Annotated in this window: 20 protein-coding genes; 19 read left to right on the forward strand and 1 reads right to left on the reverse strand. The window is 44.1% G+C overall.

Going from position 1 to position 20,552, the window contains the following annotated elements; translation table 11 throughout:
* Positions 1 to 41: 41 nt before the first annotated feature.
* The 3 genes from A5882_RS06350 to spx all read left to right on the forward strand — a co-directional run bounded on the left by A5882_RS06350 (position 42) and on the right by spx (position 2,651).
* Positions 42 to 1,463, forward strand: a complete 1,422-nt coding sequence (locus A5882_RS06350; protein ID WP_303393755.1) for a peptidoglycan DD-metalloendopeptidase family protein — start codon at positions 42 to 44, stop codon at positions 1,461 to 1,463.
* A gap of 286 nt (positions 1,464 to 1,749) precedes the next feature.
* Complete coding sequence (locus A5882_RS06355; RefSeq protein WP_086299010.1) at positions 1,750 to 2,151, forward strand: Asp23/Gls24 family envelope stress response protein; 402 nt, start codon at positions 1,750 to 1,752, stop codon at positions 2,149 to 2,151.
* 50 nt (positions 2,152 to 2,201) lie between these two features.
* Positions 2,202 to 2,651 (forward strand): transcriptional regulator Spx, encoded by a 450-nt coding sequence (spx, locus tag A5882_RS06360; protein ID WP_008376310.1) that lies wholly within the window; start codon positions 2,202 to 2,204, stop codon positions 2,649 to 2,651.
* A 149-nt stretch (positions 2,652 to 2,800) separates the two neighbouring features.
* Here the strand turns inward: spx and rpsD are convergent, their stop codons facing one another.
* Positions 2,801 to 3,412, reverse strand: a complete 612-nt coding sequence (gene rpsD, locus A5882_RS06365) for a 30S ribosomal protein S4 (RefSeq protein WP_005227158.1) — start codon at positions 3,410 to 3,412, stop codon at positions 2,801 to 2,803.
* A 368-nt stretch (positions 3,413 to 3,780) separates the two neighbouring features.
* Here rpsD and A5882_RS06370 point away from each other — a divergent pair, with 368 nt between their 5' ends.
* The 16 genes from A5882_RS06370 (at position 3,781) to A5882_RS06450 (ending at position 20,430) form a co-directional block, all read left to right on the forward strand.
* Positions 3,781 to 4,578 carry a formate/nitrite transporter family protein gene (locus A5882_RS06370; RefSeq protein ID WP_005227159.1) on the forward strand — a complete coding sequence of 266 codons (798 nt, stop codon included), beginning with the start codon at positions 3,781 to 3,783 and terminating at the stop codon, positions 4,576 to 4,578.
* 218 nt (positions 4,579 to 4,796) lie between these two features.
* Positions 4,797 to 5,573, forward strand: coding sequence for a Cof-type HAD-IIB family hydrolase (locus tag A5882_RS06375; RefSeq protein WP_005227160.1), 777 nt, complete (start codon positions 4,797 to 4,799; stop codon positions 5,571 to 5,573).
* Positions 5,574 to 5,691: 118 nt separating this feature from the next.
* The gene (locus A5882_RS06380) at positions 5,692 to 6,114 is read left to right on the forward strand and encodes a methylglyoxal synthase (RefSeq protein WP_008376307.1); all 423 of its coding nucleotides are present in this window, start codon (positions 5,692 to 5,694) and stop codon (positions 6,112 to 6,114) included.
* 37 nt (positions 6,115 to 6,151) lie between these two features.
* A complete protein-coding gene (pepT, locus tag A5882_RS06385; protein WP_008376304.1) occupies positions 6,152 to 7,387 on the forward strand; it encodes a peptidase T in 1,236 nt (411 codons plus the stop codon).
* Between the two features lie 149 nt (positions 7,388 to 7,536).
* Positions 7,537 to 8,334: a TIGR00282 family metallophosphoesterase gene (locus A5882_RS06390; RefSeq protein ID WP_010748642.1), complete on the forward strand. Its 798-nt coding sequence runs from the start codon at positions 7,537 to 7,539 to the stop codon at positions 8,332 to 8,334.
* 7 nt (positions 8,335 to 8,341) lie between these two features.
* A complete protein-coding gene (locus tag A5882_RS06395; protein ID WP_008376299.1) occupies positions 8,342 to 8,731 on the forward strand; it encodes a YlbF family regulator in 390 nt (129 codons plus the stop codon).
* Entirely contained in the window at positions 8,715 to 11,267 is a 2,553-nt protein-coding gene (gene mutS / locus A5882_RS06400) for a DNA mismatch repair protein MutS (protein WP_086372547.1), read from the forward strand. Before A5882_RS06395 ends, mutS begins: the two co-directional genes overlap by 17 nt.
* Positions 11,268 to 11,282: 15 nt before the next feature.
* On the forward strand, positions 11,283 to 13,391 hold the full coding sequence (gene mutL / locus A5882_RS06405; protein WP_086372548.1) for a DNA mismatch repair endonuclease MutL: 2,109 nt from the start codon (positions 11,283 to 11,285) through the stop codon (positions 13,389 to 13,391).
* Positions 13,388 to 13,948, forward strand: a complete 561-nt coding sequence (locus tag A5882_RS06410) for a nucleoside triphosphate pyrophosphatase (RefSeq protein ID WP_086332921.1) — start codon at positions 13,388 to 13,390, stop codon at positions 13,946 to 13,948. Before mutL ends, A5882_RS06410 begins: the two co-directional genes overlap by 4 nt.
* Positions 13,949 to 13,950: 2 nt before the next feature.
* Positions 13,951 to 14,349 (forward strand): GFA family protein, encoded by a 399-nt coding sequence (locus A5882_RS06415; RefSeq protein WP_086332922.1) that lies wholly within the window; start codon positions 13,951 to 13,953, stop codon positions 14,347 to 14,349.
* Positions 14,350 to 14,437: 88 nt separating this feature from the next.
* Entirely contained in the window at positions 14,438 to 14,869 is a 432-nt protein-coding gene (gene msrB, locus A5882_RS06420) for a peptide-methionine (R)-S-oxide reductase MsrB (protein ID WP_008376288.1), read from the forward strand.
* A gap of 181 nt (positions 14,870 to 15,050) precedes the next feature.
* Entirely contained in the window at positions 15,051 to 15,641 is a 591-nt protein-coding gene (gene ruvA / locus A5882_RS06425) for a Holliday junction branch migration protein RuvA (RefSeq protein ID WP_005232405.1), read from the forward strand.
* A 14-nt stretch (positions 15,642 to 15,655) separates the two neighbouring features.
* Positions 15,656 to 16,657: a Holliday junction branch migration DNA helicase RuvB gene (gene ruvB / locus A5882_RS06430; RefSeq protein ID WP_086372549.1), complete on the forward strand. Its 1,002-nt coding sequence runs from the start codon at positions 15,656 to 15,658 to the stop codon at positions 16,655 to 16,657.
* A 352-nt stretch (positions 16,658 to 17,009) separates the two neighbouring features.
* Positions 17,010 to 17,921 carry a sugar ABC transporter permease gene (locus A5882_RS06440; RefSeq protein ID WP_005232388.1) on the forward strand — a complete coding sequence of 304 codons (912 nt, stop codon included), beginning with the start codon at positions 17,010 to 17,012 and terminating at the stop codon, positions 17,919 to 17,921.
* An 11-nt stretch (positions 17,922 to 17,932) separates the two neighbouring features.
* On the forward strand, positions 17,933 to 18,814 hold the full coding sequence (locus A5882_RS06445; protein WP_005227173.1) for a carbohydrate ABC transporter permease: 882 nt from the start codon (positions 17,933 to 17,935) through the stop codon (positions 18,812 to 18,814).
* A 14-nt stretch (positions 18,815 to 18,828) separates the two neighbouring features.
* Positions 18,829 to 20,430: a sugar ABC transporter substrate-binding protein gene (locus A5882_RS06450; RefSeq protein ID WP_086372551.1), complete on the forward strand. Its 1,602-nt coding sequence runs from the start codon at positions 18,829 to 18,831 to the stop codon at positions 20,428 to 20,430.
* Positions 20,431 to 20,552: the final 122 nt, after the last annotated feature.

Here is a 20,552-nt window from a genome sequence, read left to right on the forward strand (position 1 = left end):
TTTGTATGATAGAGGGAGGAATAAAGGAGGAAAGTTCACGAATGAAAATAAAGAAATGGATGGCAATTGCCATTATTACCAGTCAATTTTCAACATTGCTGCCAGTATCAGCGGCTGCGGCTGTTTTAACGAGCGAGTCTACTGCTGGTCAAAATACAGCTGAGTCAACGGTTCCGGGAGTGAACGGGCCAACAATGGGCTTGGTCCCTGAAGATGCCGCAACGGTACCAGGAGAAAACGGCGAAGTAGTTCCAGGAGAGTCAACACCTGTTCCTGAACAGCCAACACCAGAACCATTGCCAGAACCGGAACCAACCCCGACACCAGAACCAACACCAGAAGAACCGGCACCAAATCCTGATCTAGAGCCGAATCCAGAGCCAGAACCAACACCTGAGCCGGCGCCAGAACCAGAAGAACCAGCATCAAACCCAGAACCAGAGACAACACCAAATCCAGAGCCAGAATCAACACCAAGCCAGCCTTCGCCTGACATCAAAGAAGTACCGAACGTACCAGAGTTGACGGTAACGCCGCCGCAAGAAGATGAGCCAGCAAAATTTGAAGTCACGCCAGTCAAAGAAACGTGGGACTTTATTATGGAGATTGGAGAAGATGCTCGTAAAGTTGGACAAGAAGAAGATCTTTACGCATCGGTCATGATTGCACAAGCGATTTTAGAGTCTGGTAGCGGAAGAAGTCGTCTGAGCCAGGAGCCTTTTTATAACCTATTTGGTATTAAGGGACTTTATGAAGGGAATGGGATTTCCTTCCAAACGCAAGAAGACGATGGTTCCGGTAATTTATACACAGTTCATGCCACGTTTCGCCAATATGACAGTATCGAATCTTCTTTGAAAGATTATGCGAAATTGTTGAAAGAAGGATTGGACCACAATTCGAATTTTTATAAAGGTGTTTGGAAATCAGAAACGGAGTCTTATGAAGATGCCACGGAATATCTGACCGGGCGTTATGCATCAGATACACAATACAATGAGAAGCTAAATGCGCTGATCGAAGCATATGCTCTGACGAGTTATGACAAAGAGAAACCAGAATTACCGACAGGCAGCGAACAGATGATCTATCCTGTCAGCAATCCAGTTGTCTCTTCTGTCTTTGGTCCACGAGGCAATGGGTTTCATCGTGGAGTGGACTTCGCCGCCCCGCAAGGAACGCCGATCATGGCTAGTCTTTCAGGAACGGTGATCCGCTCAGAGTATCATTCTTCATGGGGGAATTATGTTGCTATCGAGCACAAAGATGGGCTGACGACATTGTATGCGCACAATCATCGCAATTTAGTGGAAGTCGGTCAAACGGTCGAACAAGGCGAAGTGATTGCTTCCATGGGAAGTACGGGGAACAGTACAGGTCCTCACTTGCATTTTGAAGTTAGTCTTTCACCTAGTTTAGCCCGGCATCAACTGATTGATCCATTAGATGCCTTGTCAAAATAACAAAGAATAAAAGAGAGCAGTGTAGCTGCTTTCTTTTTTTTGTCAAGAAAAACGAATCATTTCAGGAAAATTATGCTTTGAGATTTTTTTAGCGCATTCATTTTATCTTGCACGATAAATTTATTCCGAAAACAAGTGTTTTTCTTTGTAAAAAAAACAAAAAGAATTTATGCTAGAAAGGTAGGGAAAAAAATTCCCAAGAGGAATATCCACTTTAGACAAGGTCGTGTATGCGACTTTGCGATGTCTCTAGTATCCTTTATTATTTAACCAAGGAGTGTGAAAAATGACTGACGATCAGCAAACAACGAATGTGTCTAATGAAGCAGCGCAAGCAAGTCCACTGTCCTTTGAAGAAAAAGTCATTGAAACAATTGTTGGTGTCGCTTTGCAGTCAATTGATGGCTTGATTAGTGTAAATGGCAGATTTCTTTCAGATATGACCGAAAACCTTGAAGAACAGTCGCAAGTCGCTTCTGGCATCGATGTGGAAGTTGGCAAAGAAGAGGTTGCAGTTGATTTGGAAGTAATCGTGGCTTACGGCAAAGATATCCCTAAACTCTTTGCGCAAGTCCAAGAAGTGGTTTTAGAAGAAATCAGTCGCTTGACTTCTTTAAAAGTTAAAGAGATCAATATTCGAATCGCCGATATCGTCAAACAGGAAACGATCGATCAAATCGAAGGTTGAGCACCACGCAAAAAATCGAAGTACATCAAAGAGAAAGGAAGAATAAACAAATGATATCACTATATACAACACCCAGCTGTACGTCATGTCGTAAAGCCCGTGCATGGTTGACCGAAAATGAACTGCCATTTAAAGAGAGAAACATTTTTAGCGATCCATTAAATAGTGATGAACTAATGGAGATTCTTTCTTTAACAAAAAATGGAACGGAAGACATTATATCTACTCGTTCGAAAGTGTACCAAAAGTTAGACATCGATTTAGAAGAGTTGAAGCTAGAAGAGCTACTTTCATTGATCGAACAATACCCGAACTTATTGAAACGGCCAATTATCTTAGATGAGAACAAGCTCCAAGTGGGGTACAATGAAGAAGACATTCGTAAATTCGTGCCACGAAACTTACGAAAGATCATTTTCAAACGACGCCAAACAGAGCTGCTCATGTTTAATTATCGCCAAAAGCAAGAAGAAGGCGAATCTGTTGCGAACTTTATCTAATAATAGGAACAAAACCGGCAAATGAATACAGCGATGTATCATTGTCGGTTTTTTTGGTATTTTTTCAAGGGTCTTCTTAAGAGGATCAGTAAATCTGTTGATTCCACAAAAAAACACGATTCCAAAAAGGAATCGTGTCGGTTGAAATCTTAAAGTTTTTGGTTGTAGAATTCAACGACTAGTGCTTCGTCAACTTCTGCAGACAATTCATCACGCTCAGGTAAACGAGTTAATGAACCTTCTAATTTTTCGCTATCAAAGCTTACAAATGACGCGCGGCCAGCTGTTGCTTCAACTGCTTCTTTGATTGTTGAGATGTTTTGTGATTTTTCACGAACGCTGATGACTTGTCCAACTTCAACGTGGTATGAAGGGATATCAACGCGTTTGCCATCAACTAAAACGTGACCGTGGTTTACTAATTGACGTGCTTGACGACGAGTAGTTGCTAAACCTAGACGGTAAACAACGTTATCTAAACGTTGTTCTAGCAAGATCATGAAGTTAACACCGTGTTTACCTTCTTTGATTTTGCTTGCTTTGATAAACAATGTACGGAATTGACGTTCGTTCATGCCATACATATGACGCAATTTTTGTTTTTCAGTTAATTGCATGCCGTATTCTGATTTTTTGCCACGGCTGTTTGGTCCGTGTTGTCCTGGAGCGTAAGGGCGACGTGCCAATTCTTTTCCAGTTTCTGATAAAGAAATTCCTAAACGACGAGAAATTTTCCATGATGGTCCTGTATAACGAGACATAATTTAGTTCCTCCAATAAAATAGTTTGGAGTAAAATAATCCGTTGAAAAACTCACATTCGTGCAGTTCGTTCTTCAATCTTCACCTTTGCAGCCGCGGTTACGCAATTGCACCCGAGGGGCAACGAACTGGTGACGAGCTGTTATTTTCCTGCTGCATTATTTTACACAAGGAATAGTATACGACAAACTAGGGGCAAAAGTCAAGATGGAGCTGGCTTTGGATTTGATGAAAACAAATCTTGAAATTTTTCATTAATTACTTATATTTTCAAATATCTCTTTACAAAACAGCTTTTCGTCATTAGAATATGAAAGTATTGTGCAAATGATAACGAAGTGAAATTATTCATAAAAGGAGTAGAAAAAATGAATCCAGTATCCCCATTATTTGAGAAGATCGATTCTTCCATAGAAAAGAAAATCGATCTGATCAAGAGTAGTTATTTGCGTTACGCTGTACGTGCGATGATGGCTTGTTTATTCTTGACCCTCGGAACAGCTATTGCTTTTGCGATCGCTATGAAAGGTGAATCGATGGTTCACGGGTTAGGGAAAATTCTATATGCATTTATGTTTAGCTGGTCTTTAGTCATGATTCTTTATATGAACGCAGAATTAGGAACATCAAATATGTTGTATATGACTGTTGGGGTTTACCGTAAACGTCTAAGTATTCCTTTGGCATTGAAAATTTTGCTTACGTGTGTCTTGTTCAACTTGATCGGCGGGGTGATTTTCGGCTCAATCGTTGCGCTGACAGGTCCTTTTCAAGGGCTGACCGCAGACAACTTTATGCTGACCTCGATCACTGCGAAATTAGAAAAATCGACCATCCAAATTTTAGTAGAAGCGATGTTCGCCAATATCGTTGTAAACACAGCTGTGCTAGTAAGCATGCGGATGAAAGACGATGCCGGAAAAGTTGCAGCAATCATTTTCATCATCTTCATCTTTGCTTTCTTAGGATTCGAACACGTTATTGCTAACTTCCCAGCGTTTACCTTAGCTTTCTGGGCTTCAGGCGGACACTTGGCAGGTATGACTGTCGGCAGTGTGATCCATAATTTAGTTTTTGCCTTTATCGGTAACTATATCGGCGGTGGCTTGGTCATGGGGCTGGGCTATGCATGGTTGAACAACTCAAAATCGACCTATGTCGACTAATTAAAACCTACCAAAAGAAGCAGCGATGCTTCTTTTTTTTCTTTTCTCTAACATTTCTCCAGGAAGAAGCCATCATCCCTTAACGGAGCGTTGAAATCAGCGCCTATTTATGTTAAGAATAAGTATGTACGGTTTTTCTTGCTGTTTTTTGTAAAAATGACCGCAACCAAGACCAAAATCTTAGTTACTTCTTAATAGAAAGCGAGCCTTAACCTTTTATGAATCGGAAATTCTTTGCCTTTGATATTGATGGAACCTTGCTTGACTCGAACAAACAGCCACTAGACAGTACGCTAAAAGCCCTTGATCTTTTACGAGATGCTGGCCATTTCGTGACCGTTGCCACTGGACGCAGTCGTTTCCACGCTCAAGATATTATTCGTTCGTTGTCCTTTGATAATTACATTTTATGTAATGGCGCAGCTGCTTTTCTTTCGCATCAGCAGGTGTATAAAAACTTACTCGATGAAACGCAATTGGCTGCTTTCGTGGCAGAAGCCCAAGAGCTTGGGATCGACACGGCATTTGTCGGGATGGATACAGCGAAACGAGCGTCTTCTTTGGATATTGCTAAAATGGAAGCAGCGATGCATTCTTTTGGTGCCCAACTTCCTGAGTTGGACATGGATTTTCCCGAAGAAAAAGAAGTCTATCAAGCATTGGCTTTTTACGGAAAAGAGTATGAGCATTTCTTTGACGAGAAATACAGCAAACTGCGTTTTGTGCGTTGGCATGAAAACAGTGTGGATGTCGTTCCAAAAGAAGGCTCCAAAGCAGCAACGATCCTGTGCGTCGCGGAACAATTAGGGATAGCGCAAGAAGATGTGATCTGTTTTGGTGATGGCCAAAATGATCGTGAAATGCTGACTGCCGCAGGTGTCGGTGTGGCAATGGGCAATGCGGTCCCTGAGATCCAACAAGTCGCAGATATGGTGACCGCTAGCAATGATGAAGATGGCATCTGGTTAGCCTTGAAAGAATTACAACTGATTTAAAAAGGAATCCTTTAGACATAGCACAGTCGGTTTACGGCATCTGTGCTATGTTTTTTTGTTTTTTCTCGGTCGCAAAGAAAATAAATTGGTACAATAGAAAAAAGGGGGAATGCAGCAAATGAAAATCGCATTGATTGCTCATGATCGAAAAAAAGATGTAATGGTAAAATTAGTGACTGCCTATCGAGAAATTTTAGCGCAGCATGAACTTTTCGCAACAGGAACTACGGGGAAGAGGATCGAAGAAGCAACCCAGTTGCCTGTCCACCGCTACAAATCAGGGCCGCTGGGAGGAGATCAGCAAATTGGCGCCATGATTTCGCAAGATGACTTGGACATGGTGATCTTTTTGCGCGATCCTTTAGCCGCACAACCCCATGAACCAGATGTAACGGCATTGATTCGCTTGTCAGACGTGTACGAGATTCCTTTAGCTACCAATATGGGAACGGCAGAAATCTTGTTGCGGGGGTTAGCAGCTGGCTTTGCTGATTTTCGACAAGTGATCCACGAAACGGACAATCGTCCCTTGTCGTTATAAAGATAGTAGAAGAATTGAAGAAAAAGGACGTGCAGAATTGAAAGCAATCTTAAAGGATTTTTTGACCTATGCAAAAATGAATACTCGCTCAGATGCGACGAGTCAGACCATCCCAACGACACCGGGACAAGTTGAGTTGGCTCTTTTATTGAAAGATCAGTTGATCGAGATGGGGGTAGCGGATGTTGCTTACTATGAAAAGAATAGTTTTGTGATCGGACGTCTACCTGGTAATCCTGAAAAAACGGCGATTGGCTTTATTGCCCATGTAGACACGGCAGATTTCGAAGCTGAAAATATTCAGCCGCAGATCCATGAAAATTACGATGGCAAGGATGTTTGTTTAAATAAAGAAAAAGCCATTTATATGACAACTGCTGAATTTCCTAATCTCAAAGACTATGTCGGCGAAACGCTGATCACAACGGATGGAACGACCCTGCTGGGTGCAGATGATAAAGCTGGTATCGCAGAGATCATTGACGCGCTGCGGATCTTACAAACGATGGATGCGCATAAACGTGGCGATGTCTGGGTCGCTTTTGGGCCTGACGAAGAGATCGGGACTGGCGCTGATCGCTTTGATGCGGCGGATTTTCCAGTGGCATTTGCTTACACGATGGACAGTGGTCGTGTGGGGCATATGGAATATGAAACCTTTAATGCTGCTCGTATTGATATAACGATTGATGGTACGAGTGTGCATCCTGGAACTGCTTACGGTCGTTTGGTCAACGCCTTGAAAATCGCGCATCAAATCGACGATGCCTTACCAGCAGAGGAAGTTCCTGAACGCACCCGCGGGTATGAAGGTTTTTACCTACTGCACAATTTGACGGGACATATTGGTCGAGCAGAAGTTTCTTATATCATTCGTGATCACGATCATATGCTTTTTGAACAGCGAAAAGCTAACATCGTGGGGATCATTGACGAATTGAACACAGCCTATGGGCAAGAACGCATCACCTATACGCTGTATGACCAATATTACAATATGGGGGATTTGATCAAGAAAGATCCCCGCAGTATCGAAGCTGCCCGAGCAGGGATGCAAGCGATTGGTGTGACACCGATCGAAGCGCCGTTTCGTGGCGGGACCGATGGCTCGAAAATCACCTATAAAGGCATTCCAACACCGAACTTATTTGTCGGCGGTGAAAACTTCCATGGCCAGTATGAATTTATTACCGTGGAAGCGATGGAAAAAGCCCGTGATTTGATCGTGGCGATCGTGGAACATGTCGGGAAAGAAGACACTACCGTTTCCTAGAGAACGCGGCAACACGCTAGACTAAAGCGAAAAAGTCTAGCGTGTTTTTTTGTTTTGCTGCAAGGAAGAACAGCAAGTGAAAGAACCTTTTTTTTCTGGACCAAAACCCTTATAATAGAAAAGAAGCTAAAAGAGAAGAGGAAAAATGTGTGCGGGTATTATTCATTGGAGATGTAGTTGGTTCATTAGGAAGAGAAACAATCACGGAGTACCTTCCCAAATTAAAGAAGGCGTATCGACCACAGGTGACGATCGCGAACGGCGAGAATGCGGCGGCGGGTCGTGGGATCACGGGTAAAATTTATAAGAAATTTTTGCAAGATGGTGTCGATGTCGTGACATTAGGCAATCATACATGGGACAACCGTGACATTTTTGAATTTATTGGCGATGCGAAGAAAATGATTCGTCCAGCCAATTTTCCAGAGGGAACACCGGGGGTCGGCATGGTGTTTGTGAAAGTCAACACCATTGAGTTGGCGGTGATCAACATGCAAGCTCGCTCGTTCATGGTAGACCTTGATGATCCGTTTCGCAAAATGGATGAATTGGTTGCGATTGCCCGCAAACGTACACCGTTTATCTTTGTGGATTTTCATGGGGAGACTACTAGCGAAAAACAAGCGATGGGCTGGTATTTGGATGGCCGAGTTTCGGCAGTCGTCGGCACGCATACCCACGTACAGACCAACGATGCGCGGATTTTGCCCCAAGGAACGGCTTATTTGTCAGATGTCGGCATGACTGGTCCTTATGATGGGATTTTGGGAATGAAACGCGAACCAGTCATTGAAAAATTTTTGACGGCGTTGCCGCAACGGTTTGAAGTGATTGAAAAAGGCCGCAGTATTTTGTCGGCTTGCTTGCTTGAGATTGATGAAGCCACTGGTAAAGCAAAATCGATCCGTCCGATCCAAATCAGTGAAGATCGCCCGTTTACAGAATAGGAGAAGCATGGAAGAGCAATTAACCAAAGAATCAAACGTTGCCCAAGAGTTGGCTGCTTTGCAAAAGCTTTTGTCTAATCATCCGATCGTTCAAGAATTTCAAGAAATTCAAGTACGAGCCTTGCAAAACCAAGGGCTACTGGAGTTGGAAGAAGCGCTGAAGCAAGCGCAAAAAGAAATCGTTCAATTTGAGCATTATGAGAAACCCGAAGCAAAAAAAGCTGCGGAGCAGCGTTATGCGTCATTGACAAACGAATACGAGCAGCACCCCTTAGTGGTTGCTTATCGCCAAGCGTTACTGCAAGCAGATGAATTGCTGCAATATGTCACGACGGAGATCCAAAAGAAAATGAATAAAGCCATCGAGGAGGATGAAACCAATGCCTCAAAAAACTAAAAATACCCCGATGATGGAACAGTATTTAAGCATCAAGGCTCAGTACCAAGATGCTTTTTTATTCTATCGTTTAGGGGATTTCTATGAATTATTTAATGAGGATGCTGTCAAGGCAGCACAAATTTTAGAACTGACGTTAACCAGCCGCAACAAAAATGCGGAGGAACCGATCCCTATGTGTGGGGTGCCTTACCACGCCGCCAGCAATTACATCGACACCTTGATCGAGCAAGGCTACAAAGTAGCGATTTGTGAGCAAGTGGAAGACCCAAAAACCACCAAAGGAATGGTCAAACGCGAAGTCGTTCAACTGATCACGCCGGGAACGGTGATGGACAGTAAAGGCCTATCCGCCAAAGAAAACAACTTTTTAACAGCTGTTTTGCAGCAAGGGGAGCGTTTTGGCTTTGCCTATGTCGATCTAAGTACCGGTGAATTAAAAGCAGCGCAATTGGAAGATGAAGAAGCCGTCGTCAATGAGGCCGCCGCTCTGCAAACGAAAGAAGTCGTTTTGTGCAGCGAGATTCCTGAATCATTGCAAACGATGCTGACCAATCGCTTGAATGTCGTGTTTTCTAAGCAAGAAACGTTGGAAGAAAATGCCGAATTTCAATTTTTAACGGAACCTCTCTCCCAAGGGTTAGAAAAAGTAGTCACAGGGAAATTGCTAAGTTATTTGGCGATTACCCAAAAACGCAGTTTAGCCCACATTCAGCAAGCCGTGGAATATCAGCCGGATCATGCCTTGAAAATGGATCATTATTCCAAATTCAACTTAGAATTGACGCAGTCGATTCGAACCGGAAAAAAACAAGGGACTCTTTTGTGGTTGCTGGACGAGACAAAGACCGCAATGGGGGGACGTTTGTTAAAGCAATGGTTGGATCGTCCCTTGATCCAGCCAAAGAAAATCACTGCCCGCCAAGAAATGGTCCAATCGTTACTGGACAGTTTCTTTGAGCGAGCAGATCTGCAAGAAGCGTTGACGAAAGTCTATGACATGGAACGCCTAGTCGGACGGGTCGCCTTCGGAAATGTCAATGGCCGCGATTTGCTGCAGTTGAAATCTTCTTTGGAGCAAGTGCCTTTGATCGCGCAATTGCTGCAGGGAATCAACCGTGGCGAGTGGAATGACTTGCTGCTGGAATTAACGCCCTTAGATGATTTGGTTGCACTGATCGAAGCGGCGATCGATGAAGATGCCCCGTTGCAGATCACAGAAGGCAACATCATCAAAGAAGGGTTCCATCAACAATTAGATGAATACCGTACGGCGATGCGTAACGGCAAGCAATGGTTGGCGGAATTAGAAGCCAACGAACGTCAAGCGACGGGGGTCAAAAACCTGAAAGTTGGGTTCAACCGCGTCTTTGGCTATTACATTGAGATCACGAAAGCCAATCTAGTGAATTTAGATACCTCTCGCTACGAGCGCAAGCAAACCTTAGCCAATGCGGAACGCTTTATTTCACCCGAGTTGAAAAAACTGGAGACTTTGATTTTAGAAGCCGAAGAAAAATCGGTGGATTTGGAATATCGCCTCTTTCTTGATGTTCGTGAAGAAGTGAAAAAGAGTATCACACGTCTACAAAAGTTAGCCAAAGCTGTCAGTGCGGTCGATGTCTTACAAAGTTTCGCCACGGTTTCGGAACGCTACCAATACGTGCGGCCGACAGTAGCGAAAAAACGAGCAGTATCGATCATCGATGGCCGTCATCCTGTAGTGGAAAAAGTCCTTGGTCACCAAGAGTACATTCCAAATAGTATCGTGATGGATGAAAAAACAGAGATCCTGTTGATCACAGGCCCAAATATGTCTGGGAAAAGTACGTACATGCGGCAGTTTGCCTTGCTAGTCATTATGGCGCAGATCGGCTGTTTCGTACCCGCACAATCTGCAGAGATGCCGATTTTTGATCGGATCTTTACTCGCATCGGTGCCAGCGATGACCTGATCGCCGGTCAAAGCACGTTTATGGTGGAGATGATGGAAGCCAACCAAGCGCTGCGTCATGCAACGCCTAACAGCTTGATTTTGTTTGATGAGTTAGGGCGTGGGACTGCGACCTATGATGGGATGGCATTGGCACAAGCCATCATTGAATATATCCACAAAGAAGTTCATGCCAAAACACTTTTCTCCACCCATTATCATGAGCTGACGGTTTTAGATGAGGAATTGGCACACTTACGCAATGTCCATGTCGGTGCCGTTGAAAAAGAAGGCGAAGTTGTCTTTTTGCATAAGATGATGGAAGGACCCGCAGATAAAAGCTATGGGATCCATGTAGCCAAAATCGCTGGACTGCCAAGTGCACTCTTACAGCGCGCAGCGACGATCCTGAAAGCGCTGGAAGAACATGAACCGACGGTACAGCCAAAACCAGTCGTCGAAGAAAGTCAGCAGTTGTCGTTGTTTAGTGAAGTATCTACGGAAGAAATCGGCGTCATCGATCAATTGAAGAAATTGAATCTGTTGGAAATGACCCCGATGGATGCTCTGAATACATTGTACGAGCTGCAAAAACGAATTTAGAAAGAAGGTCAGCAGATGGGAAAGATCCAAGAGCTATCCGAACGTCTGGCGAACCAAATCGCGGCAGGAGAAGTTGTTGAGCGACCGGCTTCTGTCGTCAAAGAATTAGTTGAAAATGCCGTGGATGCCGGCAGTACCCAAATCGATATTTTTATTGAAGAAGCAGGCTTGCGTAAAATCCAAGTCATCGATAATGGCGAAGGAATTGCAGAAGAGGATGTCTTGACTGCCTTTAAACGCCACGCCACCAGTAAAATCCACAATCGAGATGACTTGTTTCGAATACGTACCCTCGGGTTTCGCGGGGAAGCTTTGCCTAGTATCGCTTCGGTTTCGATCCTCTCGATTGAAACGGCAGTCAAAGGTGCCCAACAAGGCTCCTTTGTGCGCTTAAAAGGCGGCGCTGTTGAAGAGCATCTGCCTGCCAACTTGCGACAAGGAACCAAGATCACTGTCGAAAACCTCTTTTACAATACACCGGCACGTTTGAAATATGTCAAGACGCTGCAAACGGAACTTGCGAACATCGGCGATATCGTCAATCGGATCGCCCTGAGCCATCCAGAAGTGGCTTTTCGCCTCGTTCATGAAGGCAATAAGATGCTGAGCACCACTGGAAGTGGGCAGTTAAAACAAACCATCGCCGGGATCTACGGAGTGGAAACGGCCAAAAAAATGATTGCAATCGATACTGAGGATCTCGACTTTAAAGTCACTGGCTTTGTGTCACTGCCAGAAGTTACCCGAGCCAGCCGCAACTATTTATCCACGATCATCAATGGTCGTTATATTCGCAACTTCGCTTTGAATAAAGCGATCGTTGCTGGTTACGGATCAAAATTGATGGTCGGTCGTTTTCCATTAGCTATCCTTGAAATCAAAATGGACCCCTTATTAGTCGATGTCAACGTTCATCCGACTAAGCAAGAAGTTCGCTTGTCAAAAGAAGAAGAACTGACCAAGCTAATCAGTAAAGCCATCAATGAGGCGCTGCGGGAAATCAATTTGATTCCTAACGCGGCTGACAATCTGCGGTTTAAGAAAAAAGTTGCCGATCAGCCAAAAGCCCAGCAGCTTGGCTTGGAACTGGAGTCAGCAGGAAATTCGACTTCTGAGTTGTCTTATAATCGCGAAACCGGGAAATTTGAGGTTCAGGGCAGTACTTATCAACAGACTGTGGATAACTCTGTGGAAAAACCTGTGGAGGAAGGTGGAAAACTTCCAGAAATGCCACAGGAATCTAGCGAAAACCTGTTGGAAGAAACCGAGGAAACCTTTCGCAGTTTGGAAGAGACGCTGCCAAATAAGCCTGTCCGAAAACCATTTGTGGAAGACCAGACGGAAACAAAAGCGCCGCTGCCAGAAGCGCCAGCCTTTCTCTCGGAAGAGACGCCAGAGCTTACGGCGCAAGATCTGCAAAATCAAGCGACTCTGCACCCTGAAATGCATGGGGATGACCGCAACTACCTGAAAACGGTCGAACGGTTACTGGAAGAAGAACCAGCGAAGGAGCGTTTTCCCCAATTGGATTATTTTGGGCAGATGCATGGGACCTATTTGTTTGCCCAAAGTGAGGCGGGGCTCTATATCGTCGACCAGCATGCGGCACAGGAACGAATCAAATATGAGTATTACCGCGAAAAAATCGGCGAAGTGACCAATGACCTGCAAGAATTGTTAGTGCCGATCGTTTTGGATTATCCCAACAGCGATGCGCTGCAATTGCAGGAACAAAGTGACAAGCTGGCAGAAGTCGGGATCCATCTGGAATCTTTTGGAAACAATAGTTTCATCGTCCGGGCGCACCCGACGTGGTACCCTAGCGGTGAAGAAGAAGCCATCATCCGCGAAATGATCGACATGTTACTGACCACAGGAAGTGTCAGTGTCAAAAAGTTTCGTGAAGCAACCGCGATCATGATGAGCTGCAAACGATCCATCAAAGCCAATCACTATTTGAATGAAGCGCAAGCCCGGATCTTGTTGCAAGATTTAGCGAAATGCGAGAATCCCTTCAACTGTCCCCATGGTCGCCCGGTGCTGATCCATTTCACCAACAGCGACATGGAGCGGATGTTCAAACGGATTCAAGATCCTCATCGAGCAAGGAGTGGCATGGAATGATTATTTTGGCTTCACAGTCGCCGCGGCGCAAAGAATTATTAGCAGAATTAGTCCCAGAATTTGCGGTCATACCAGCGGATATCGACGAGTCGGTCCGACCAAACGAAGCGGCGATCCCTTATGTCCAGCGAATGGCAGTAGAAAAAGCGGCGGCTATTGCGCAAACATATCCTGAAGATCTGGTGATCGCGAGCGATACGACGGTCGTGGTGGATGAAGAAATCTTAGGAAAGCCAGTCGACCGTAAAGATGCTCGGTCGATGTTACGAAAAATGAACGGACGGACCCATTGGGTGCATACCGCCGTCGTTTTACAAAAAGGCAAACAACAGCGCCAAGCAGTGGTTTCGGCGGAAGTTGTGTTTCGTTCCTTGACCGATCAAGAGATCGACCAATATCTTGCCTTAGATGAGTACCAAGACAAAGCGGGCGCCTATGGGATCCAAGGGGCGGCCAAAGTATTTGTCTCATCGATAAACGGCGATTTTTATACGATCGTAGGGTTTCCTGTCACTACGGTCTATCAGTTGTTGCAAGAGTTTATGGAGGAGGAATAAGGATGGATGTTTCTGGTAGTTGTCTTTGCGGCAAAGTCACGATCAACTTGACGGGAGTTGCGAAAGAAATTACGGTTTGTCATTGTAGTCTCTGCCAGAAATTTCACGGCGGACCGATGTTTGCTCTTGCGCCATGCGCTGAGGACCAGATAGCTCTTCAAGGAGCGAAGTGGCTGCGACGTTACGATTCTTCTGAGTGGGCACAGCGAGGATTTTGCAGTCAATGCGGCTCGAGCCTGTTCTTTTACCTCAAAGAAGCACACACCTATTTTTTTGCGGCTGGGTTGTTTGGCAACATGCCAGAAGCTGTCTTAACCGAAGAAATCTATACAAAAGACCAACCGCATTTTTACCATTTTGCGGAACCAACGACTCGTTGGCAAAAGCTGCAAAACCCTTAAACAATTTGAGCAAGTCATTTTACATTCGCTAAGAAAAAAGGCATGATAGAGCATACAGGATGAGTCTAGAGGAAAAGCAGGTGAAAAAATGACAGATAAAAAAGAATTAAAAGAAAAATTGTCGCCAATCGAATATGCGGTGACCCAAGAAAATGCAACCGAACGCCCCTTTACTGGCGAGTATGATGATTTTTATGAAAAAGGGATCTATGTTGATATCGTCAACGGCGAACCATTGTTTGCTTCTACTGATAAATATGACGCAGGTTGTGGCTGGCCGTCCTTTTCGAAACCGATCAGTCGCCAAGATATTCAAGAAAAAGCTGATTTTTCTCACGGCATGCATCGGGTAGAAGTCCGCAGCAAAGAAGCTGACTCTCATTTAGGACATGTTTTTTCAGACGGTCCTCAGGACAAAGGCGGTTTGCGCTATTGTATCAACTCGGCAGCATTGAAGTTCATCCCTTTAGCAGAAATGGATGAAAAAGGCTATGGCGAATTCAAATCACTCGTTGAGTAAGTATTAGGAACTGTGTGCGAAAAAAAGACGCAGCAGCATGTCTCGTTTGAAAAAATGCGACTGAAACAACGGTTTTTCCGCCGTTTGTTTCCTGCTAAGCCTTTTCCTTCGTTCACAGTCCTTTTTTTGCCCTCTCGTCTGTGCTACAATAAAGGGAACATATGTACAGAAAGGAAAGCACATGTACGAATATATCATAGGAAAAGTAACGGATATCTTTCCGGCGTATATCGTCGTTGAGACCCATGGCATCGGCTATCAGATCGCTTTTGGCAATCCGTATTCATTTAGCGGCAAGTTGAACCAAGAAGTAAAAATCTATCTGCACCAAGTGATTCGTGAAGATGCTCATAGTCTCTACGGCTTTGCCACGATCGAAGGCAAGCAGTTGTTTTTAAAATTGATCAGTGTCTCAGGCATTGGACCAAAGAGTGCGTTAGCAATCATGGCCAATGAAGACCATACAGGGTTGATCACAGCAGTCGAAAATGGGGACGTCAACTATTTAACGAAGTTCCCAGGTGTCGGTAAAAAGACGGCGCAGCAAATGATCCTAGACTTGAAAGGCAAAGTGGCTGAACTGGTTGGAGAAGAAGCGATCGTTCCTCTAAGCGTGGCAACGACTGCTTTAGATGAAGCGATGGAAGCCTTGAAAGCATTGGGTTATAGCGAAAAAGAAGTCAAGAAAGCCGAAAAACAATTAGCGGCGAATACGACAAAATCGACGGATGAGTACTTGCGGGAAGCTCTCCGATTGATGATGAAAAAGTAAGGAGCAAGTAGACGATGGATGAACGAATTGTTTCGCCAGAAAGTACTGAACAAGAAGAGATCATCGAAAAATCCTTGCGTCCGCAAACCCTTGCCCAATATATCGGACAAGACAAAGTCAAGCAGGAGCTTTCGATTTATATCCAAGCGGCGAAAAATCGAGAAGAAGCGTTGGATCATGTCCTCTTATATGGTCCGCCAGGCTTAGGGAAAACGACGATGGCAATGGTGATCGCCAACGAGATGCAGGTCCAAATCAAGACGACCAGCGGTCCTGCAATCGAAAAACCAGGGGATTTGATTGCGATCTTGAATGTGCTGCAGCCAGGGGATGTTCTGTTTATCGATGAGATCCATCGCTTGCCTCGTGTCGCCGAAGAAATGCTTTATTCGGCAATGGAAGATTTTTATGTGGATATCATGGTGGGGCAAGGGACAACGGCTCACCCAGTTCATTTTCCGCTCCCGCCATTTACCTTAGTCGGCGCAACGACACGGGCGGGGATGCTCTCGGCGCCACTACGGGATCGCTTCGGAATCATTTCTCATATGCAATATTATGAAGACCATGATTTAAAAGAGATCGTGCAGCGGACTGCGTCTATCTTTGAAACGGATATCGTGGAAGAAGGGGCGATCGAAATCGCCCGCCGATCTCGAGGCACTCCACGGATCGCTAACCGTTTGCTTAAACGAGTTCGCGATTATGCGCAAGTGCAAGCAGATGGATTGATCGATCGAACCGTTGCTGACCAGGCATTGGCGCTTTTGGCAGTCGATCATGCCGGCTTGGATTATATCGATCAGAAATTGATCCGCACGATGATCGAATTGTATCAAGGCGGCCCGGTGGGATTAAGTACGATCGCTGTCAATATCGGGGAAGAAACCGAAACAGTGGAAGATATGTACGAACCGTTTTTGATCCAAAAAGGATTTTTGAAACGCACCTCGCGTGGGCGGATCGCAACACCGTTAGCGTATGACCATTTTGGCTATCCCCAAAGAAGTGAATAGAACGAAGCAGCAATCAACGATGATTGCTGCTTTTTTGTGCTTTTGGTGAAACGTTTCTTTTTATTTTTTAATAATTTCTGAGAATCAATAGATGTTGAAAAAATACATTATTTGTGAAATTTGATTAAACGGAAGTGTTTGGAAAAATGATTTCTTATGAAAATGTTGATATAATAGCTTTTATGTTTGTGAGGAACTCAACGAAATTTGTGAAAAAAGAAAACCTGAAAAAAATAATTGGAAAGGCTTGCATTTTCGAATGGCAGCGGATATAATCTTTTTGTAGAAACGTTTCACCGAAGAGTGGAGATATACGTAGTGTTGCGAGGATAGAAAGAAGGAGATTTTGTGTATGAGTAAACTGCAAAAGTTTTATAGTCAACGGCAGCTTCACTGGATGGTTTTTCCCGGCGTGGCATTTATGATCGTATTTAATTATATTCCGATCTACGGAATTATAATCGCTTTCAAAAACTATACGGTGATTGACACGATTTCATCAGCACCATGGGTTGGGTTAGAGAATTTCCGTATCATTATGAATGACAGTTTTTTCTGGGAAGCAGTTAGAAATACGTTAGCCATCAGCTTATTGAAATTAGGATTAGGTTTTGCGATCCCGATTGTGTTAGCCATTATGATTTTTGAAATGCAAGATGGGCGCTTGAAGAAATTTATTCAAACGGTTTCATACATTCCCCATTTTTTCTCATGGATCGTGCTAGGTGGGATGATGATCTCTTGGCTGTCAACGAACGGTTTTATCAACCAAGTGTTGATGTCCGTAGGATTGATGGACAAAGGGGTCAATCATCTATTGGATCCAAGCAAATATTGGTGGATCGCGGTCCTTTCGGATCTATGGAAAGAAGTCGGCTGGGGAACGATTCTTTACTTGGCAGGGATGTCGCGGATCGATCCAACGTTTTATGAAGCCGCACGAATCGATGGTGCCAGCAAGCTAAGACAGATTCGTTCGATCACATTGCCATTACTGACACCGATCATCTCCTTAAACTTGATTCTGAATGTGAGCGGTATCTTAGGGTCAAACCTAGATCAAACATTAGTTTTAATGAATTCACAGAACCAAAACCGTTCAGAAGTCATCAACTCCTTCGTTTATAAAATGGGGTTGACGCAAGGTGATTTCTCTTATGCAACTGCTGTCGGCTTGGGGATCGCGGTCATTTCCGTCATCTTATTGGTGATCACGGATCGAGTGACCCGCAAGTTGAACAACGGCAATTCAGTTATCTTATAGGAGGAAAAAACATGATCAAAAGAAAAGCAAAAGAAAACACGTGGTTTTACTTCTTCAATACCGTGATCTTGATTTTATTCTCATTGATGATCATCGTACCGATTTGGAATATCTTGGTTTCCTCCGTGTCTTCTAGTTCTGGATTAGCGGGCAACGGCCTCGTGTTATGGCCCAAAGGCTTTACCTGGGAAAACTATCGGAAAGTTTTTTCCGACGCAAGTATCCCCCGTGCCTTCTTGATCTCAGTGTTAAAAACGGTTCTTGGGGCTGCGACCCATACCTTGTTTTGTGCGATCGTGGCTTACGGATTGAGTAAATCACGCTTGGTTGGCCGCAACATTTATACAACGATGGGGGTCATCACCATGTACTTCAGTGGTGGGATGATTCCAACGTACTTGCTGATTCGCTCGCTAGGATTACTGGATTCTTTCTGGGTCTACATTATTCCAGCTTTGTTCAGCTATTATGATGTCGTGATTTTAATGAACTTTTTCCGTGAGATTCCGCCTTCACTCGAAGAATCGGCGAAGATCGACGGTGCAAGTGAATTCCAAATCTTTTATAAAATCTTCTTACCATTAACGAAACCGGCACTGGCAACCATCATCTTGTTCAACGGGGTTGGCCAATGGAACGATTTTATGACAACAAAACTGTATATCACAAAAGAGTATCTCTATCCGCTGCAAATGAAGATTTATGAAATCATCGTCCAATCCAACTTGAGTACGATGACTGAAAGCGGTAGTACCGACTTTATCGTCCAAGCAACGACCCGTGGGGTTCAGTTGGCTACGATCGTCATCACGACAGTGCCAATTTTAATTATATATCCATTGCTTCAAAAACACTTTATCGGCGGTATGATGGCCGGTGCAGTAAAAGAATAGAAAGAGGGATAGACATGAAAAAAGTAGTAGGCGGTTTATTGGCAGCATCAGCATTACTTAGCTTAGCAGCATGTGGCGGCAGCTCAGACAATGCCAGCAGTTCGGATTTTTCTATCAAAGATCGGTATGAGTTAGATGAAAAGACACCAGCATGGAAACTCGATACCAAAGAAGAACCAACCAAGATCACATGGTACATCAATTCAGACTGGACAGCTTTGCCATTTGGTGAAGATGTGACGACAGCCCAAATCAAAAAAGATTTGAACATTGATATTGAATTTATTTCAGGTGATGATTCGAAATTAAATGCTTTGATTTCAAGTGGTGATATGCCTGATATCGTGACGTTGATGGATAAAACCAGTCAAGCAGCCACAAAAGCTGATAGCTGGGCATACTCATTAAACGATTTAGCGGAACAATACGATCCGTATTTGATGAATGTCGTGACCGAAGATACCTTCAAATGGTTTGCTTTAGATGATGGCAAAACTTATGGCTATCCAAACTATTCCAACACAGCAGCGGACTACGAAAGCGGCAATATTCCCGTCAACGATAACTTTGTGATCCGTGAAGATGTCTATGAAGCATTGGGCAAACCAGATGTTTCGACTCCAGAAAACTATGTGAAAGTCATGAAAGAAATCAGCGAGAAATTCCCTGATTTGACACCAATGGGCTTCACAACGATCGGCGAAACAGCAGGACCATTCTTAGATAAATTGCAAGACTTCTTAGGTGTTCCGTTAGAAGATGAAGATGGTGCTTTCTACGATCGTAACTTAGATGAAGAATATATCTCATGGTTGAAAACCTTTAATCAAGTGTATCGTGACGGCAACATCAGTGATGACAGCTTTACCGATGACGGTCCAACCTATGATGAAAAAGTAAAACAAGGGGACTATGCAACGATCTTAGTAGCAGGAACGAGCGGACAAGGTGGGAACTTCACCGAATTCATGAAAAACTCTGACACGCGTTACATCGCAATCGACGGACCTGCCAGCACTTCTGGTCGTGAAGCAACCTTGAACCAAACAGGAATCTCTGGCTGGTTGATCAACTACATCACAAAAGATGCGGCGGATCCAGCAAAAGTAACTCAACTCTTCACGTACTTGATCGATGAACCAGGACAAATTTTGACAAAATTCGGTGTTGAAGGCGTGACGTATGAATACAACGATGAAGGCAAAATCGATTACTTGCCAGAAATCAAAGAAATGGAACAAACCGACAACGAAGGCTACAACAAAAAATATGGTATCAGCCGTTTCAACTACTTTAACAACGACCGTGTCAATGCACTGAAAGTCAAAACCGAAAATGCGTTGACCCAAATGCAAGAATGGGGCGAAGGCAAATTGTATCCACACTTTGTGATCGAAAATACGGATCCAGATGCCGGAACTGCTGAAGCACGTTCAAACACAGCCATCAAAACCAAAATCAACAGTACGATCATCTCATTGATTCGTTCAAAAGATGAAGGAACATTTGACAGCACACTAACCGACTTTGAAGGCTTCTTAGATTCAAACAACTGGGACGCAATCAAAGACATTAAAACTGAAAAAATGGCCGAAAACCGCGAACGACTAGAATAACCCCCATAGGAGAGGAAAGGAAGCCAAAAAAAGACCTTTCCTCTCCTTTGCTTTGAAACACAGGTTTTGCGCGCACTTTGCGCAAAATCTGATGTTTCAAAGTACTAGGCGACCGCAGGGAG

The organism is Enterococcus sp. 4E1_DIV0656, from assembly GCF_002140695.1.
GTDB classification, from domain to species: Bacteria; Bacillota; Bacilli; order Lactobacillales; family Enterococcaceae; genus Enterococcus_D; species Enterococcus_D entomosocium.